This window comes from Streptomyces sp. MS191 (assembly GCF_008042125.1).
GTDB lineage: Bacteria > Actinomycetota > Actinomycetes > Streptomycetales > Streptomycetaceae > Streptomyces.
This window is the reverse complement of the sequence record NZ_RDBI01000035.1, coordinates 81,424-98,653: the sequence shown is the minus strand read 5'-3', so window position 1 is coordinate 98,653 and position 17,230 is coordinate 81,424. Positions and strand designations below refer to the sequence as shown.

Genomic DNA, 17,230 nt, shown 5'->3' with positions numbered 1-17,230 from the left:
CGGTGGCGCTGCAGAAGTACCACTGGGTGGAGCGGATCGACCACGTCCACCACGCGGGCAACTCCTCCGGCATCGTCGACGGCGCCGCCCTGGTAGCCGTCGGCAGCGAGGAGGCGGGCAGGCGCCACGCGGTGGCGCTGCAGAAGTACCACTGGGTGGAGCGGATCGACCACGTCCACCACGCGGGCAACTCCTCCGGCATCGTCGACGGCGCCGCCCTGGTAGCCGTCGGCAGCGAGGAGGCGGGCAGGCGCCACGGCCTGACCCCGCGGGCACGGATCGTCTCCGCCGCGGTCTCCGGAGCCGATCCCACGATCATGCTGACCGGGCCAGCGCCCGCCTCCCGCAAGGCGCTCGCCAAGGCCGGCTTGACCGTCGACGACATCGATCTGGTCGAGATCAACGAGGCGTTCGCCGCCGTCGTCCTGCGTTACGTCAAGGACATGGGTCTGAGTCCGGACAGGGTCAACGTCAACGGCGGGGCCATCGCCATGGGGCACCCCCTCGGCGCCACCGGCGCGATGATCCTCGGCACCCTCGTGGACGAACTGGAGCGCCGCGGCCTGCGGTACGGGCTGGCCACCCTGTGCGTCGGCGGCGGCATGGGCATCGCCACCGTCGTCGAGCGCCTCTGAGCGTCCCGTCCTCCTCCGCAGCCGTTCACCTTCACGGGAGACAACAGCCATGGACACCACCGCGGGACCTTCCACCATCCGCTGGGAAGAGTCCGACGACCACATCGTCACCCTCGTCCTCGACGACCCGGACCGGACCGCCAACACCATGAACGCCGCGTTCATCGACTCGCTGGAGGCCGTCGCGGCGCGGCTGGCGGAACGCCGCGACACCATCCGGGGCGTCATCGTCGCCTCCGCCAAGAAGAGCTTCTTCGCCGGCGGCGACCTGCGCGATCTGAAGTCCGTCACGCCCGGGACCGCCGGCGCCTCCTTCGAGGCCGGGATGCGCGTCAAGCGCTCGCTGCGCGTCCTGGAGACGCTGGGCAAGCCGGTCGTCGCCGCGATCAACGGCGCCGCGCTGGGCGGCGGTTACGAGATAGCCCTGGCCTGTCACCACCGGGTGGTGCTGGACGACCCGGCCGCCCGCGTCGGGCTTCCCGAAGTCACCCTGGGCCTGCTGCCCGGCGGCGGTGGAGTGACCCGCACGGTCCGCATGTTCGGGGTGGTGGACGCCCTGCGGAAGGTCCTCCTGGAGGGCACCCGGTACGGACCGGCGCGCGCCCTGGAGGCGGGCCTGGTCGACGAGATCGCCGCTGATCCGGACGAACTCCGCTCCATGGCGAGGGCGTTCGTCGACGCCCACCCGCGGTCCTCGCAGCCCTGGGACGCCCCCGGGTACCGCATCCCCGGCGGCACCCCCTCGGACCCGGAGCTGGCCGCGCGACTCCCCGCCCTCACCGCGATGCTGAGGAGCAGGACCGGCGGCGCCCCGTACCCGGCCCCGCGCAGCATCCTCGCGGCGGCCGTGGAGAGCGCCCAGGTCGACGTGGACACGGCCTTCGTGGTGGAAGCCGGGTACCTGACGGAGCTGGTCACCGGGCAGATCGCCAAGAACATGATCCAGGCGTTCTTCTTCGACCTGCAGGCGGTCGACTCCGGCGCCGGCCGTCCGAAGGGCGTCGAACCGCGCACGGTGACGAGGGCGGCCGTGCTCGGCGCGGGCATGATGGGCGCCGGCATCGCCTACTCCTGCGCCGCGGCGGGCATCGAGGTCGTACTGAAGGACGTCTCCGCTCAGGCGGCGGCGCGGGGCAGGGCCCACTCCGAGAGGCTGTGCGCCAAGGCGGTCGCGCGCGGCGACTCGACGCAGGAGCAGGCGGACGCCCTGCTGGCCCGCATCACCCCGACGGCCGACGTCCGGGACCTGGCCGGCTGCGACGTGGTGATCGAGGCCGTCTTCGAGGACGTGGGCGTCAAACACAAGGTGTTCCAGGAGGTACAGGAGGCTGCCGTCCCGGACGCGTCCCCGGACTCCGTCATCCGGGGCCACCCGCTGCTGTGCTCGAACACCTCCACCCTGCCCATCACCGTCCTCGCCGAGGGGGTGGAGCGGCCGCAGGACTTCATCGGCCTGCACTTCTTCTCGCCGGTCGACAAGATGACGCTGGTGGAGATCGTCAAGGGCGAGAAGACGGGGGACGAGGCGCTGGCGCGCGCCTTCGACCTGGTGCGGCAGATCGGCAAGACGCCGATCGTGGTCAACGACGCGCGTGGCTTCTTCACCTCCCGGGTCATCGGCCGATTCATCGACGAGGGCGTCGCCATGGTCGGTGAGGGCATCGAACCGGCCTCCGTCGAGCAGGCCGCCGCCCAGGCCGGCTACCCGGCCAAGGTCCTCGGCCTGATCGACGAGCTGACCCTCACCCTTCCGCGCAAGATCCGCGAGGAGACCCGTCGCGCGGCCGAGGCGTCCGGCCGCGGCTGGGAGCCGCACCCCGCGGACGCGGTGGTGGACCGGATGATCGACGAGTTCGGCCGCCCCGGGCGGTCCGGCGGCGCGGGCTTCTACGACTACGTCGACGGGAAGCGCGCCGGGCTGTGGCCAGGGCTGCGCGAGCACTTCACGGATCCCGCGAAGCAGCCCGCCGATCCGACCGAGCTGGCGGAGCGGATGCTCTTCGTCGAGGCGCTGGACTCGGTGCGCTGTCTGGAGGAGGGTGTGCTGGTCTCGGTCGCGGACGCCAACATCGGCTCGCTGCTGGGGATCGGCTTCCCGCCGTGGACGGGCGGCGTGCTGCAGTACGTCAACGGCTACGACGGCGGCGCCGGGGTCGGTACCGGACTGCCCGGATTCGTGGCACGCGCGCGGGAGCTGGCCGGCAAGTACGGCGAGCGCTTCGCCCCGCCCGAGCTGCTGCTGCGCAAGGCCGAGCGGGGCGAGACCTTCACCGACTCCTGATCGGGCCGGGGCCCACGTGCCCCCCGGCCCGGGTCCGTACCTCCTCCGCACCCACCGGTCCCCGTGGGCAGGGCCGTACCCGACATCGCCCGGATCGCCGCCATCGCCGCCGGACTGCCCGACACCGTCGCCGGCGTCCAGGAGAACCGCTTCTGTGCCTCCGGCCTCGAAGCCGTCAACATGGCCGCGATGAAGGTCCGCTCGGGCTGGGAGGACCTGGTCCTGGCCGGCGGTGTCGAGTCGATGTCGCGGGTCCCGATGGCCTCCGACGGCGGCGCCTGGTTCGCCGACCCGATGACCAACTACGAGACCGGCTTCGTCCCGCAGGGCATCGGCGCCGACCTCATCGCCACCATCGAGGGCTTCACCCGCCGCGACRTCGACGAGTACGCCGCGCTCTCCCAGGAGCGGGCGGCCGTGGCCTGGAAGGACGGCCGCTTCGACCGCTCCGTCGTCCCGGTCACCGACCGGCACAGCGGCCTGGTCGTCCTCGACCACGACGAGCACATGCGCCCGGGCACCACGGCCGACTCGCTGGCCTCGCTCAAGCCCTCCTTCGCCGCCATCGGCGACATGGGCGGCTTCGACGCGGTCGCCCTGCAGAAGTACCACTGGGTCGAGAAGATCGACCACGTCCACCACGCGGGCAACTCCTCCGGCATCGTCGACGGCGCCTCGCTGGTCGCGATCGGCTCCAAGGAGGTCGGCGAGCGCTACGGACTCACGCCCCGGGCCCGGATCGTGGCCGCGGCCGTCTCCGGCTCCGAGCCCACCATCATGCTCACCGGCCCCGCGCCCGCCACCCGCAAGGCACTCGCGAAGGCCGGCCTGACGATGGACGACATCGACCTGGTCGAGATCAACGAGGCCTTCGCCGGCGTCGTGCTCCGCTTCGTCAAGGACATGGGCATCAGCCTGGACAAGGTGAACGTCAACGGCGGCGCGATCGCGCTCGGCCACCCGCTGGGCGCCACCGGCGCGATGATCCTCGGCACCCTGATCGACGAGCTGGAGCGCCAGGACAAGCGCTACGGCCTGGCCACGCTGTGCGTCGGCGGCGGCATGGGCATCGCCACGATCGTCGAGCGCGTCTGACCGTCCGTCCCTCCCTTCCCATCTTCGGAGACATCGCAATGACCGAGAGCACCACCATCCGCTGGGAGCAGGACGAGACCGGGATCGTCACCCTCGTCCTGGACGACCCCGACCAGTCCGCGAACACCATGAACCAGGCGTTCAAGGACTCCATCGCGGCCGTCGCCGCGCGGGTCGTCGCGGAACGCGACTCCATCCGCGGCATCATCTACACCTCCGCCAAGAAGACCTTCTTCGCGGGCGGCGACCTCAAGGACATGATGAAGGTCGGGCCCGAGCAGGCCCAGCAGGCCTTCGACACCGGCACCGCCATCAAGGCCTCGCTCCGCGCCATCGAGACGATCGGCAAGCCGGTCGTCGCCGCCATCAACGGTGCGGCGCTCGGCGGCGGTTACGAGATCGCCCTCGCCTCGCACCACCGCGTCGCCCTCGACGCCCCCGGCTCCAAGATCGGCCTGCCCGAGGTCACCCTGGGCCTCCTCCCGGCCGGCGGTGGCGTCACCCGCACCGTACGGCTGATGGGCATCGCCGACGCGCTCCTCAAGGTCCTGCTCCAGGGCACCCAGTACACGCCGCAGCGGGCGCTCGAGAACGGCCTGGTCCACGAGGTGGCCGCCACGCCGGAGGAGATGCTCGCCAAGGCGCGCGCCTTCATCGACACCCACCCCGAGTCGCACCAGCCCTGGGACGTCAAGGGCTACAAGATCCCCGGCGGCACGCCGTCGAACCCGCGGTTCGCCGCCAACCTCCCCGCCTTCCCGGCCAACCTGAGGAAGCAGCTGAACGGCGCCCCGTACCCCGCGCCGCGCAACATCCTGGCGTGCGCCGTCGAGGGCGCGCAGGTCGACTTCGAGACCGCCCTGGTCATCGAGGCCCGGTACTTCACCGAGCTGGTCACCGGCCAGACCGCGAAGAACATGATCCAGGCCTTCTTCTTCGACCTCCAGGCCGTCAACTCCGGCGCCAACCGCCCGCAGGGCGTCGAGCCCCGTCCCGTCCGCAAGGTCGCCGTGCTCGGCGCCGGCATGATGGGCGCCGGCATCGCGTACTCCTGCGCCCGCGCAGGTATCGACGTCGTCCTCAAGGACGTCACCGCGGAGGCCGCCCAGCGCGGCAAGGAGTACTCCGAGAAGCTGCTCGCCAAGGCGCTCTCCCGGGGCCGCACCACCGAGGCCAAGCGCGACGCGCTGCTCGCCCGGATCACACCGACCGCCGACCCGGCCGACCTGGCCGGCTGCGACGCCGTCATCGAGGCCGTCTTCGAGGACACCGCCCTGAAGCACAAGGTGTTCCAGGAGATCCAGGACGTCATCGAGCCGGACGCGCTGCTCTGCTCCAACACGTCCACGCTGCCCATCACCGTCCTCGCCGAGGGCGTCTCCCGGCCCGTCGACTTCATCGGCCTGCACTTCTTCTCGCCCGTCGACAAGATGCCGCTCGTCGAGATCATCAAGGGCGAGCGCACCGGCGACGAGGCACTCGCCCGCGCCTTCGACCTCGTGCGCCAGATCAACAAGACCCCGATCGTCGTCAACGACTCGCGCGGGTTCTTCACCTCCCGGGTGATCGGCCAGTTCATCAACGAGGGCGTGGCGATGGTCGGCGAGGGCGCGGACCCGGTCTCCGTCGAGCAGGCGGCGGCCCAGGCCGGCTACCCGGCCAAGGTGCTCTCGCTGATGGACGAGCTGACCCTCACCCTGCCCCGCAAGATCCGCAACGAGGCCCGGCGGGCGGTCGAGGAGGCCGGCGGCACCTGGGCCGGTCACCCCTCCGACGCGGTGATCGACCGCATGGTCGACGAGTTCGGCCGCCCCGGCCGCAGCGGCGGCGGCGGTTTCTACGAGTACGGCGAGGACGGCGCGCGCACGCGCCTGTGGCCCGGCCTGCGCGAGCACTTCACCCGCCCGGACGTCTCGATCCCGTTCGAGGACATGAAGGAGCGGATGCTCTTCTCGGAGGCGCTCGACTCCGTGCGCTGCCTGGAGGAGAACGTCCTCACCTCGGTCGCGGACGCCAACATCGGCTCCATCATGGGCATCGGCTTCCCGGCCTGGACCGGCGGCGTCCTGCAGTACATCAACGGTTACGAGGGCGGCCTGCCCGGCTTCGTGGCACGGGCACGCGAGCTGGCGGAGAAGTACGGCGACCGCTTCACCCCGCCGGCCCTGCTGGTCGAGAAGGCCGAGCGCGGCGAGGTCTTCACCGACTCCTGACCCCCCCACGGGAGAGAACGGCCCCGGCGCGCCACGGCACGATCGTCCGATCGAGCGGTGCGCCGGGGCCGCCTCGCGCGGGTCCGGGCTCCCCGCGGGACGGCCGCCTATGCTCGCGGACGATCAAGGAGGTCGGATGCGCGAGAAGACCGTCCGTCGGCTGCGGTCCACCCTGTTCGTCACCCTCGGCCTGTGCGCCGCCGCCGCGCTGACGGCGTGCGGCTCCGACTCGCCCGACCCGGGGGACGGCCCCTCGCCGTCCGAGACGGTCTCGGGACCGTCGCAGGAGTCTTCCTCACCGGCGTACACGCCGCCGTCCGGCGGGCCGTCGACGCCCGCCGGGCGGAGCACGGCCGGCGGCGAACCGTCGGTGCCCCCGCTGCCGCCCGGCCCGTCGAAGAGCCCCGGCGGCAACGGCCGCCCGTCCTCGGCACCCAGCTTCACGAAGCCCCCGGAGAACCGGACGCCCCCGGACGGACCCGTGACGCCCGCACCAGACGGCACGTGACACTGCCGCCGCCGGACGAGCCGGCCCGTGACCCGCGCACCGAGCCCGGGAGGGGGCCGGCGCGCGAGGGACCGGGCGACGACTCCGCGAGCCCCACCATGCTCCTCAAACTGGTCATCGCCCAGGGGACCTTCATCGCCGGACTCCTCTTCTATCTGGGGGCGATGTACACCAGCTCGTACTACGGCTACTTCCGCATCTCCCTCGGCACCCTCGACCTGGGCTTCGGCGAGCTCGCGACGCAGAGCCTCCATCTGCTGAAGCTGGAGGTCCTGGTGGCCGCCGGGCTGATCGTGCTCGCCGTGATCGCACCCTCGCTGCGGGTCCGGCGGCACCCGACGGGGGCGCCCCGGGCCGGCGGGCGCGCCGAGGCGCTGGGGGCCCGCCTGTCCCTGCCGGTCGTGGCCGTCGGCGTCCTGCTGCTCGCGCTGTGGACCCAGATCCAGCCCTACGGCTGGACCGCCCCCTTCGTCATCGGCGCCGGACTGCTGCTGACGCAGTGCCGTGACGCACGGGGCCGCCGGCCGCACGGCTTCCGGCGCCGGGCGCTGCCGGTCTTCGCCGCGGCGGTCTTTCTCTTCTGGGGCCTCACCCGGATCACGGTCGACACCGCCCAGCGCGACGCCAGGTCCCATGCCCGCCACGTCGCCGACTGGACCGGCGTGGTGGTGCTCAGCAGCCGGCCGCTGTCCCTCCCCGACGCCGAGGTCCACAAGGAGGTCCTGCCGACCGGCCTGCTGCACCGTTACCGCTACACCGGCCTGCGGCTCCTGCTCGAACGAGACGGCCGCTACTACGTCGTCCCGCTGGGCTGGACCGCCGAGGCCGGTGCGATCTACGTCGTCCGGGAGAGCGAGTCCACCTGGGTCGGGCTGACGCCCTGACCGGACGGACCCCGGCCGTCGCTCAGCCGGCCGCTCCCGCCGTCCCGCCGTCGGCGGGCGTGCCTGTCACCCCGCCCTCCCGCGGCGTCCCCGCGCCGAACGCGGCCCGCAGTTCCTCCCGCAGCGAGCGCTGGAACGCCGTCACCAGCGCCTGCACCACCATCGGCTGCATGTGCGCCGAGAGCGACTTCATGGCCGCCACGTGATCGGGGTCCGACTCCCGCTCCCGGTACGGGTTCCACACCTCCTCGCGGAACAGCCGGGACAGCTCCTGCGCCGCCGCGCGGGCGTGTTCCAGCAGCACCGTGCGCGAGGCGAGGATCGTCTCGTGGGCGATGGGGACGTCGAGCAGCTCCACTCCCAGCCGCAGGAGTGTGCCGTCGAGCCGGAAGACCTCCGGATCCGGGCCCCGGTCGAGCACGCCCATCGCCGCGAGCCGGTCGATGTCCTCGTCGTCCAGGGCCCGGCCGGCCCGTCGTTCGAGCTCGCGGTGCGTGGTCTCCTCGGCCGACTCCGGCGCCCAGGAGGCCACGAGCGCGCGGTGGATGGCCAGATCCTGGGCGCTCAGGTCGGGCGGGAGCTGCTCCAGGTACCGTTCGATCGCGGCCAGGGTCATGCCCTGGCGTTGGAGCTCCTCGATCAGGGCCAGGCGCGAGAGGTGCTCGGGGCCGTAGTGACCGACCCGGCGCGGGCCGATCACGGGCGGCGGCAGCAGCCCGCGCGTCCCGTAGAACCGCACCGTGCGCACGGTGACGCCGGCCCGGGCGGCCAGCTCGTCGACGGTGAACGTCGGCGGCTGCTCCTCGGTCTCGGTGGCCATCTGAGGTGCCTCGTTTCCCGTGTGTCGCCGTAGGTGCAACAGTATTGCTGTCTCACCGGCGTTGTAAAAGAGTGGCGACGTTGTCGGTGGCGGGCCGTACGGTGACGGCATGACGGGGAACGAGCCGGCGATCACGTACATACGGGGCGACGCGACCGCTCCGCGGGGGAAGGGCATCAAGATCATCGCCCATGTCTGCAACGACCTGGGCGGGTGGGGGAGGGGTTTCGTCCTGGCGCTCTCGCGCCGCTGGCCCGAACCGGAGGCGGCCTACCGCCGCTGGCACCGCGGGCGGGCGGGAAACGACTTCGGTCTGGGCGCGGCGCAGTTCGTCCAGGTCGGGCCGTACGTCTGGGTGGCGAACCTGGTGGGGCAGCGAGGGATCCGGACGAGCCGGAGCAGTGGTGCCCCGGTGCGGTACGAGGCGATCGACGCGGCCCCGGCGAGGCTCGCCGACCGGGCGGTCGAGCTGGGTGCCTCCGTGCACATGCCCCGGATCGGCTGCGGCCTGGCCGGCGGTACGTGGGCGCGGGTCGAACCGCTGGTCACCGCCCGGCTGGTGGCACGGGGGATACCGGTCACCGTGTACGACGTCGACGCCAGGACAGAGCCCGGGTCCTGACCGGGACGGGGGTCGGACCCGGCGTGCGAGGTGGCGTGTACCTGCCGCTAGAGTCACGTGCTTGTTCGAATCCGGGGTCAGGGGAGGGGTACGGCATGTACGCGGAACTCAGGGACACGGCAGCCGAGTTGGCCGGGCTTCTCTGGCGGGAGCACACCGTCTACCGCGAGCGGGGCGGCGGCGTGGTGATCCGGGGCGAGCACGTGGGCCGCTGGATCAGCCTGGCTCCCACCGGGGGGAAGGACCAGGCGCGGGTCCGCGCCGGGCGCCTGCTCGACGGCGGCACCACGGCTCCGGCCCGCTCGGAGGCCGTGGTCGACCTGTCCGCCGGGACGGGGGAGCTGGCCGCGGTCTGCCGCCGCCTCCTCGCGGACGTCACCGCCGCCGAGGCGGCCCCGGAACCGGCCGGCGCCGCCCGCCGGCCCGGCCGGCGGGCGCGAGCGTCCCGGCCGGCGAAGCCCGCGCGCGGCCGCCACACGGGCCTCGGCTCCTGGGTGGTCCTGCTCTGCGTGGCCGGCGTCGTGGGCCTGTGGGTCTACAGCAACTTCGGCACCCACTGACCCGCGCGTGGGAGGCGAGGCCACGGGTGGGGGCTCGCCGCCCCGGAGCGGTTCCGCCCGGCCGGGGCCCGTCAGACCCGGGCCCGCCGGCGGGCGCCTTCGGTGCTCGCCTGGAGCGCCTCCGAGACCAGGCGCACGCCCCGGGCGAGCCGGCTCAGCTGCTCCAGCTCGGCGGCGTACATCCTGATCGCGCACTCGATCGTCGGGTCGGCCACGCCCATCGGCGGCAGCTCCGCCCGGCAGGTCTGCATCGCCACCCGCACCGCGCGTATCTCGTGCTCTATCTGCAGCCGGGTGTGGCGGGCCAGCAGGACGGGATGACGTGTCAGGGTCGCGTATCCGGCGTACCGGGCCGGCAGCAGCTCGCGCAGCCAGCGGACGGCGGTGCTCTCCCAGTTGTGACTGACCGGGGTCAGGACCGAGTACGGCCAGTCGTCGCTGATCTGTGTGCGGTGATGGGACATCGTTGTCGCCTTCAGAAGGGGCCTGTTCACAGGGTGCGGCGACTCCGGCCCAGGGGTTGGCCGGAGCCGCCGCGGTGGGGACCCGCGCGAACGCGGAGTGCCCCGGGGGAACAGCCAGGGGTCGCGAGGAGGAGGGGGCGACCCGTCGGTGTTCTGTCCGAGCCCTCGGGGGCACACGTAGTAAATATATATACCGTCGAGTATGCAAGGGCATGAAAAAATTCATGCGCCCCGGAGGTATGAAAACGCCGGTCCCTCCGGACTCGGGACCGGCTCAGTCCGCCAGGAAGAAGTCGTACTGCTCCGAGGCCTGCTCGTACTTCTCCAGCCGGGCCTGGGTGCGTTCGGGATCGGCGTCCGCCATCGCCTGGAGGATCGCCGCGGACAGCACCCCCGGCGCCGCGTACGAGTCGAAGACGAGCCGTGAGCCCGTGCCCGCCGTGAAGGCCACGTCGGCCTCGTGGGCCAGTGGCCCGAGCGCCAGGTCCGTGATCATGGCGACGCGCAGTCCGGTGCTGCGGGCGGCCCGCACGGCGGCCAGCGTCTCGTTGGCGTGCCGGGGCATCGCGAAGGCCAGCACCCAGGTGCCGCCCGCCTCGCGCGACTGGAGCAGCGCGTCGTAGGCGACGCTGCCCCCGCGGGTGACCACCCGGACGTCGGGGTGGATGCGCCGGGCCGCGTAGGCGAAGTACTCGGCGAGCGAGACCGAGATCCGCAGGCCGAGCACGGTGAGCGGGACGGACCGGGCCAGCTCGCCGCCGATCTCCAGGATCCGGTCGGCGTCCGCGAGGGTGCGGCGCAGCGACGTGAGGTTCTCGATCTCGTGGTCGACCGCCTCCTGGAGCTCGTTGCGGCGCTGCTCCTCCCGGCCCTCGGGCGCTCCGGCGACGGCGCTGAGCGCGATGGGCTGGAGGGCCTCCCGGAGCGCGGGGTACCCGCTGAAACCGAGGGAGGAGGCGAAACGGGTCACGGACGGCTGGCTCACCCCCACCCGCTCCGCGAGCTCCGTGATCGACAGGAAGGCGGCCTCGGTGAGGTGGTCGATCAGGAACTGGGCGATCCGCCGCTGTCCGGGGGAGAGGCGGTGGCCGCCGAAGAGCGCGCGGACCCGGTCGACGGGAGTCGCCTCCGCCGTCTCCGGGGAGCGTTTGCCGGGGGTGATCGCCGCCGCCTGTGCGCGCGCCTGCTGCCCTGATGGCACGGGGTGCCTCCCTGTTCGTCCCACTGCGCCCAATCTAGTTCACCCAGGGTCGCCACCGGGTGCGGTCGTCGGGCGGAGAGGGAGGCCGGGGAGCCCCGCCGGAGACCGTCCCGGTCAGCCGGCCGGGTAGGCCGTGACCGGGTAGTGGTCGCTCAGGTTCGTGTAGGTGTACCGGGTGCCCCAGCTGGACACCGTCCAGGGCGCGCTCTGCTCCAGGACCACGTTGTTCGTCCAGCCGCCCGGCCGGGCGTGGCCGGCGCGGTGGAGCACGTAGTCCAGGTCCTCGCGCGGGTCGTCGGGGTAGCGCTCGGAGGCGATCGAGTTCCGGGCGGTGTCGAAGGAGTACGGATGCCCGGTGCGCGCGTCCGCGGCGGCGAGACCGGCGTCGGCGAGCATGGTGCCGTACTCCGGTGTCCGCGAGTCGACGTTGAAGTCCCCGGCGACCAGGACCTGCTCGCCCGCCGGGATGTTCTTGGCGTCCAGGAAGGCGTCCATGGCCTTGAACTGGCGGCTGCGCATCTGCGCCGCCTCGCCCGCCGAGCAGCCCGGGTCGGTGGACTGGGCGTGGGTGCCGACGACGTGGACCCGCGTGCCGCCGACGTCGAGGACCGTGTAGACGAAGCCCTTGTTCGAGTACCAGTCGGCGCCGCAGGCGTCCTTGTAGACGTACTGCTCCTTGCGGACGATCGGCCACTTGCTGAGGATCGTCACGCCGCCGTCCTCCGGGGTCGTCGCGGAGTAGGAGCCGCCGGTGGCGTCCCAGCCGCTCTTGCTGCGGCCCATGACCGGGGTCTGGTACGGGTACCGGCCGGCGGCGTTCGCCTTGAGGGCGTCCGAGGAGGAGTTGTCGAAGGCCTCCTGGAGGACGACGACGTCGTTGCCCTGGAAGAAGGGGGCGGCGGGGATCTCCTTGGCCCGGTGGTCCTGTCCCCAGTTCGGGTAGAGCGTCTTGCTGAAGAGGAAGGTGTTGTACGTGAGCACCTTCAGGCGCGGGGTCCCGTCGGCCGGGGCGGCCGAGGCGCCGGGCGCGGTCGCGGCCAGGGTGACGGCGGCGAGCGCCAGTGAGAGAGCGGCGCCGGGGATACGGCGGAGCGCGACATGCTGCACAGGAACTCCCAAGTGAGGGTGGGGGGTTGAACCGGCGCGCCACATCAAAGCAGCCGTAGTTACCTTTCGGTAGCCATTCGGTGCCGGGAATCTTGCGCGCTCCGCACGAGCGCACCAACAGTCGATGGGGTGCGTGAATTGTCGGAATCCCGAGCAGGTATCATGCGCGCATGACCCTCGCGCAGAATTCGACGATCTTCGACATGGACCTCGGTCCGCTCAACCCCGTGACGGCCGAGCTGATCCTCTGCCTCGTGGTGTTCGGCATCACCTTCCTCATCCTGGCCAAGGGGATCCTGCCGAAGATCAACCGCACCCTCGTCGAGCGCGATGACGCCATCGCCGGCGGCACCGAGCGCGCCGACGACCTGCGTGCCGAGGCCACGCAGATCCGTGCGCAGTACGAGGCGGAGCTCGCCGAGGCCCGCCACGAGGCCGCCCGCATCCGCTCCCGCGCCACCGAGGAGGGTGCCGCCGCCATCGCCGCCGCGCGCGCCGAGGGTGTCCGCGAGCGCGAGGCCATCCTCGCCGAGGGTGCCGCCCGTATCGCCGCCGAGCGTTCCGCCGCCGAGCGCGAGCTCAACGCGGACGTCGACGCCTGGGCCCGCGCCCTGGCCGGCCGCATCGTCGGCGAGCCGGTCGGCGCCGACCGCGCCTGACGCCACCGCGAGGACGGGGCCGCCGCCCGGGGTCACACCCCGGGCGGCGGCCCCGAGCCATGTGCGGCCTTTGCCCGAGACCTCCGGCCGGAGCAGGCTGGGAAGCATGAGGAGCGTGCCCGCGTGACCCGCCCGAACAACCCCGCGCCGCCCCCGCCCGGCGGCGTGCTGTGGACCATCGCCGGCGACGTCCGCGGACTGCTCATGCTCCCCGCCGCCCTCACCCTCCAGGTCGCGCACCCCGCCGTCGGCGCCGGCGTCGACGAGCACTCCGTCTTCCGGACCGACCCCTGGGGCCGCGGCGAGCGCTCCCTGCGCTCGGTCCAGCTCTGGGTGTACGGGGGCGAGGCCGCGGCCGAGGAGGGCCGCCGGCTCCGGGAACTCCACAAGACCATCCGCGGCACCGACGCCCACGGCCGCCGGTACCACGCCCTCACCCCCGCGAACTACGCCTGGGTCCACGCCACCGGCTACCCCGTCTACCGGCACGGCCTGCGCTACCTCGCCCGCCCGCTCACCGAGGCCCAGGACCGGCAGCTCTACGCCGAGTGGCTCCGGGTCGGCCGGATCCTCGGCATCCACGACCGGGACATGCCTCCGACGATCGAGGAGTTCTGGCCCTACTGGCGCAAGATGCTCGCCGACGAGCTGGAGGCCACGGTCGTCGTCCGGGAACTGGTCGCCACCGACCAGCCCGTACCGCCGCCCGACCGCGGCCCCCTGCCCCTGCGCCTGCTCCTGGCGGCCCTGTGGCCGGTGCTCCTGCCGCCGCTCGCCCGCTTCCGCGCCTTCGTCACCGTCGGCCTGATGCCCCCGGACGCCCGCGAGGCCCTGGGCCTGCCGTGGACCGACGCCCAGGAACGCCGGCTGCGCCGCTTCACCCGGGTCGTACGAGCCGTGGTGCCCGTGCTCCCCGAGCGGCTGCGCTACCTCCCGGCGGCCCGCGAGGCGCGCCGCCGGGCCCGGCTCACCGGAGCAGTCCGCCGCGCCCGATGACCTCCGCGTACCAGCGCGCGCTGTCCTTCGGCGTACGGCGCTGGCTCGCGAAGTCCACGTGGACGATCCCGAAGCGCTTGCCGTACCCGTACGCCCACTCGAAGTTGTCCAGCAGCGACCAGAGGAAGTAGCCGCGCACGTCCGCGCCGTCGGCGATCGCCCGGTGCACGGCCGCCAGATGCGCGTCCAGGTACTCGACCCGCTCGGGGTCGTGGACCGCGCCCTCCGGGTCGGCGTAGTCGTCGTAGGCGGCGCCGTTCTCGGTGATCAGCAACGGCACCCCGGGCAGCTCGTCCCGCAGCCGGATCAGCAGCTCGTGCAGACCGCTCGCGTCGACCGGCCAGTCCATCGCCGTCCGGGGCCCCGGCGCGGGCAGGAAGCGCACCCGCTCAGGCGCGCCCGGCCACGGTGAGGGCGACTCCGACGTGCCGGCGGCGACGACGGCCGGGGAGTAGTAGTTGATGCCGAGCGAGTCGATCGGCGTGGAGATCGCCGCCAGGTCGCCGTCGCGCACGAAGGACCAGTCCGTGAGATGCGCCGTGTCCGTCACCAGGTCGGCGGGAAGACGGCCGTGGAAGACCGGGTCGAGGAAGATCCGGTTGCCCACGGCGTCGATCCGCCGCGCCGCGTCCACGTCCTCCGGGGCGTCGGTGAGCGGCCGCGCCACATGCAGGTTCAGGGTCAGCGACAGCTCCGCCGCGGCCGGCAGCGTGTCCCGCAGGACCCGGGCCGCCAGACCGTGCGCCAGGTTGAGGTGGTGCGCGGCGCGCAGCGCGGCCCGGTCGTCGGTGCGGCCCGGGGCGTGCACACCGGAGCCGTACCCCAGGAAGGCCGCGCACCAGGGCTCGTTGAGCGTCGTCCAGGTGCCGATCCGGTCGCCGAGCGCCTCGGCGGCGAGCCCGGCGTACTCGGCGAACCGCTCGGCCGTCGCCCGCTCCGGCCAGCCGCCCGCGTCCTCCAGCTCCTGCGGCAGATCCCAGTGGTACAGGGTGGCGACCGGCCGGATCCCGGCCTCCAGCAGCTCGTCGGCGAGGGCACGGTAGAAGTCCAGGCCCTTCTGGACGGCCGGGCCCCGCCCCGTCGGCTGGATCCGCGGCCAGGCCAGCGAGAAGCGGTAGTCGGTCAGACCCATCGCCTTCATCAGCGCCACGTCCTCGCGCACCCGGTGGTAGTGGTCGGCCGCGATGTCCCCGGTGTCGCCGTTGCGGACCTTGCCCGGCAGCCGGCTGAAGGTGTCCCAGATGGAGGGGGTACGGCCGTCCTCGGCCGCCGCGCCCTCGATCTGGTACGCGGCGGTGGCCGAGCCCCAGCGGAATCCGGCAGGGAAGAGAGCGTTCATGAGGAAGGAACTCCCGTGAGGAGAAGGAGGGGAATGGGGGTCAGCCCTTGACGGCGCCCTGCATGATGCCGCCGACGATCTGCCGGCCGAGCAGGCCGAAGACGAGCAGCACGGGGAGCGTTCCGAGCAGGGTGCCCGCCATGATCACGGACTGGTCGTGCACGTAGCCGCCGCCGAGCTGGCGCAGCGCGACCTGCACGGTCGGCTCCTGCGAGGACAGGGCGACGACGGGCCAGAAGAAGTCGTTCCAGGCCGCCATGAAGGTGAGCAGGCCGAGCACGGCCATCCCCGGCCGCGCGACGGGCACCACGATCGACCAGAAGATCCGGGCGGAGGACGCCCCGTCCACCCGGGCGGCCTCGATCAGCTCGTCGGGCAGCGCCTGCACCAGGAACTGGCGCATGAAGAAGACGCCGAAGGCCGACACGAGGCCCGGCAGGATCACCGACTGCAGCTGGTTCACCCAGCCCAGCTCGGCGATCAGCATGAAGAGCGGGATCACGCCGAGCTGCGGCGGGATCATCATCGTGCCGACGGTGAGCGCGAGCAGCGCGCCCCGGCCGCGGAAGCGGAGTTTGGCGAACGCGAAGCCGGCCAGGGTGCAGCACAGCACCGTACCGACGGTGATGGAACCCGAGACGATCAGCGAGTTGAGGAGCGCCTTCCCGATGTCCGCCTCCTCCAGCACCGCCTCGAAGTTGCGGAACAGGTTCGGCCCCGGCAGCAGCGTCGGCGGGACCTGGGCCAGCTCCGCGTTCGACCGGCTGGCGGCGACGATCGTCCAGTAGAAGGGGAAGGCGGAGACGAGGACGGCCAGGACGAGGATCGCGTACGTGATCCTCCCGCCGTGGCCCGTACGGGCGGCGCGCGCGGTCTTCACCGGGCCCCCTTGCGTGAACGTCGGCGCACGATCAGGGCGTTGACCCCGACCAGCAGCAGGATGAGCAGGAACATCAGCCAGGCGATCGCGGCGGCCCGGCCCAGATGGAAGAAGCCCCAGCCCTGCTCGTACAGGTAGAGCCCGAGGGTCTGGTACTGGTGCGAGATGCCGCCCGAGACCGATCCCTCGAAGAGCAGCGGCTCTCCGAACAGCTGGGTCGCGCCGATCGTCGAGACGACGGTGGTGAACACGATCGTCGGGCGCAGCCCGGGCAGGGTGACGTGGAAGAACTGGCGCAGGCGGGAGGCCCCGTCCATCTCGGCGGCCTCGTACAGCTCGCCGGGGATGGACTGCATGCCCGCGAGATAGATCAGCGCGTTGTAGCCGGTCCAGCGCCAGACGACGATCGAGGAGACGGCGACCTGCGAGGCGAACGTGTCGTTCTGCCAGTCGACCGGGTCGACGCCGACCAGCGAGAGGGCGTAGTTGACCAGGCCGAAGTCCCGCCCGAAGAGCTGCGAGAAGACCAGCGTGGCGGCGGCCACCGAGGTGGCGTACGGCAGCAGCATCGCCGTGCGGAAGAAGGTGCGGCCGCGCAGCTTGTAGTGGAGCAGGTGGGCCAGGCCGAGGGCCATGGCGAGCTGCGGGACGGTGGACAGCACCCCGATGGTGAAGGTGTTGCGCAGCGCGGTCCAGAAGAACTCGTCGGTCAGCAGCGCCGTGTAGTTGCCGAACCCGCGCCACTCCATGTCACCGGGCGTCTGGAGCTCGACCCGGTAGAGCGAGACGAAGGCGGTGTACAGCAGCGGGAACAGGCCGAAGGCGGCGAACAGGGTGAAGAACGGAGCGACATAGGCGTACGGGGCGAGGGCGGGCCGTCGGCGGCGCGCCGGGCGGCCGGAGTTCCGGGGCGGCGACGGCGGGACGGGCGCCGTCGTCGCCCCGGAGGCGGTGAGGGTCACGGTG

At 72.5% G+C, this 17,230-nt stretch carries 14 protein-coding genes and 3 pseudogenes; 10 read left to right on the top strand and 7 right to left on the bottom strand.

Features of this window, described 5'->3' with window-relative positions:
* From EAO71_RS05060 to EAO71_RS05035, 6 genes and pseudogenes are all read left to right on the top strand, one after another.
* A pseudogene (locus tag EAO71_RS05060) lies at positions 1-635 on the top strand (acetyl-CoA C-acyltransferase); the annotation flags it as partial.
* A 49-nt stretch (positions 636-684) separates the two neighbouring features.
* Positions 685-2,916, top strand: coding sequence for a 3-hydroxyacyl-CoA dehydrogenase NAD-binding domain-containing protein (locus EAO71_RS05055; protein ID WP_147976555.1), 2,232 nt, complete (start codon positions 685-687; stop codon positions 2,914-2,916).
* 60 nt (positions 2,917-2,976) lie between these two features.
* A pseudogene (locus EAO71_RS05050) lies at positions 2,977-4,011 on the top strand (acetyl-CoA C-acetyltransferase); the annotation flags it as partial.
* 38 nt (positions 4,012-4,049) lie between these two features.
* On the top strand, positions 4,050-6,224 hold the full coding sequence (locus tag EAO71_RS05045; RefSeq protein ID WP_147976554.1) for a 3-hydroxyacyl-CoA dehydrogenase NAD-binding domain-containing protein: 2,175 nt from the start codon (positions 4,050-4,052) through the stop codon (positions 6,222-6,224).
* A 136-nt stretch (positions 6,225-6,360) separates the two neighbouring features.
* Positions 6,361-6,732 carry a hypothetical protein gene (locus EAO71_RS05040; protein ID WP_147976553.1) on the top strand — a complete coding sequence of 124 codons (372 nt, stop codon included), beginning with the start codon at positions 6,361-6,363 and terminating at the stop codon, positions 6,730-6,732.
* Positions 6,729-7,616, top strand: coding sequence for a hypothetical protein (locus EAO71_RS05035; RefSeq protein ID WP_147976552.1), 888 nt, complete (start codon positions 6,729-6,731; stop codon positions 7,614-7,616). Before EAO71_RS05040 ends, EAO71_RS05035 begins: the two co-directional genes overlap by 4 nt.
* A 22-nt stretch (positions 7,617-7,638) precedes the next feature.
* On the opposite strand, the gene EAO71_RS05030 is transcribed toward EAO71_RS05035, so the two are convergent.
* Positions 7,639-8,436, bottom strand: a complete 798-nt coding sequence (locus EAO71_RS05030) for a MerR family transcriptional regulator (protein ID WP_261992005.1) — start codon at positions 8,434-8,436, stop codon at positions 7,639-7,641.
* 109 nt (positions 8,437-8,545) lie between these two features.
* Between EAO71_RS05030 and EAO71_RS05025 the strand changes: the two genes are divergently transcribed.
* Both EAO71_RS05025 and EAO71_RS05020 read left to right on the top strand, forming a co-directional pair.
* On the top strand, positions 8,546-9,058 hold the full coding sequence (locus tag EAO71_RS05025) for a macro domain-containing protein (protein WP_147976551.1): 513 nt from the start codon (positions 8,546-8,548) through the stop codon (positions 9,056-9,058).
* A 95-nt stretch (positions 9,059-9,153) separates the two neighbouring features.
* Positions 9,154-9,618 carry a hypothetical protein gene (locus EAO71_RS05020; protein ID WP_147976550.1) on the top strand — a complete coding sequence of 155 codons (465 nt, stop codon included), beginning with the start codon at positions 9,154-9,156 and terminating at the stop codon, positions 9,616-9,618.
* Between the two features lie 71 nt (positions 9,619-9,689).
* Here the strand turns inward: EAO71_RS05020 and EAO71_RS05015 are convergent, their stop codons facing one another.
* The 3 genes from EAO71_RS05015 to sph form a co-directional block, all read right to left on the bottom strand.
* Entirely contained in the window at positions 9,690-10,082 is a 393-nt protein-coding gene (locus EAO71_RS05015) for a hypothetical protein (RefSeq protein WP_147976549.1), read from the bottom strand.
* Between the two features lie 274 nt (positions 10,083-10,356).
* Positions 10,357-11,283, bottom strand: a complete 927-nt coding sequence (locus EAO71_RS05010; RefSeq protein WP_147976548.1) for a MurR/RpiR family transcriptional regulator — start codon at positions 11,281-11,283, stop codon at positions 10,357-10,359.
* A 114-nt stretch (positions 11,284-11,397) separates the two neighbouring features.
* Positions 11,398-12,435 (bottom strand): sphingomyelin phosphodiesterase, encoded by a 1,038-nt coding sequence (gene sph, locus EAO71_RS05005; RefSeq protein WP_187282562.1) that lies wholly within the window; start codon positions 12,433-12,435, stop codon positions 11,398-11,400.
* Between the two features lie 125 nt (positions 12,436-12,560).
* On the opposite strand from sph, the gene EAO71_RS05000 reads away from it, so the two are divergent.
* Positions 12,561-13,049, top strand: a complete 489-nt coding sequence (locus tag EAO71_RS05000; protein WP_147976546.1) for a F0F1 ATP synthase subunit B family protein — start codon at positions 12,561-12,563, stop codon at positions 13,047-13,049.
* 123 nt (positions 13,050-13,172) lie between these two features.
* Positions 13,173-14,045, top strand: coding sequence for an oxygenase MpaB family protein (locus tag EAO71_RS04995; protein ID WP_147976545.1), 873 nt, complete (start codon positions 13,173-13,175; stop codon positions 14,043-14,045).
* Between the two features lie 19 nt (positions 14,046-14,064).
* Here the strand turns inward: EAO71_RS04995 and EAO71_RS04990 are convergent.
* The 3 genes and pseudogenes from EAO71_RS04990 to EAO71_RS04980 all read right to left on the bottom strand — a co-directional run.
* A pseudogene (locus tag EAO71_RS04990) lies at positions 14,065-15,384 on the bottom strand (GH1 family beta-glucosidase); the annotation flags it as partial.
* A 40-nt stretch (positions 15,385-15,424) separates the two neighbouring features.
* A complete protein-coding gene (locus tag EAO71_RS04985; protein WP_399753314.1) occupies positions 15,425-16,264 on the bottom strand; it encodes a carbohydrate ABC transporter permease in 840 nt (279 codons plus the stop codon).
* A partial coding sequence (locus EAO71_RS04980; protein ID WP_410093952.1) for a carbohydrate ABC transporter permease occupies positions 16,261-17,230 on the bottom strand: 970 nt, incomplete at its 5' end. The genes EAO71_RS04980 and EAO71_RS04985, both read right to left, overlap by 4 nt.

Coding starts and splice junctions, on each gene's coding strand:
- EAO71_RS05045 (WP_147976554.1), top strand. CDS start 4,050: ATGACCGAGAGCACCACCATCCGCTGGGAGCAGGACGAGACCGGGATC.
- EAO71_RS05020 (WP_147976550.1), top strand. CDS start 9,154: ATGTACGCGGAACTCAGGGACACGGCAGCCGAGTTGGCCGGGCTTCTC.
- EAO71_RS05040 (WP_147976553.1), top strand. CDS start 6,361: ATGCGCGAGAAGACCGTCCGTCGGCTGCGGTCCACCCTGTTCGTCACC.
- EAO71_RS05000 (WP_147976546.1), top strand. CDS start 12,561: ATGACCCTCGCGCAGAATTCGACGATCTTCGACATGGACCTCGGTCCG.
- EAO71_RS05025 (WP_147976551.1), top strand. CDS start 8,546: ATGACGGGGAACGAGCCGGCGATCACGTACATACGGGGCGACGCGACC.
- EAO71_RS05030 (WP_261992005.1), bottom strand. CDS start 8,436: ATGGCCACCGAGACCGAGGAGCAGCCGCCGACGTTCACCGTCGACGAG.
- sph (WP_187282562.1), bottom strand. CDS start 12,435: ATGTGGCGCGCCGGTTCAACCCCCCACCCTCACTTGGGAGTTCCTGTG.
- EAO71_RS05055 (WP_147976555.1), top strand. CDS start 685: ATGGACACCACCGCGGGACCTTCCACCATCCGCTGGGAAGAGTCCGAC.
- EAO71_RS05015 (WP_147976549.1), bottom strand. CDS start 10,082: ATGTCCCATCACCGCACACAGATCAGCGACGACTGGCCGTACTCGGTC.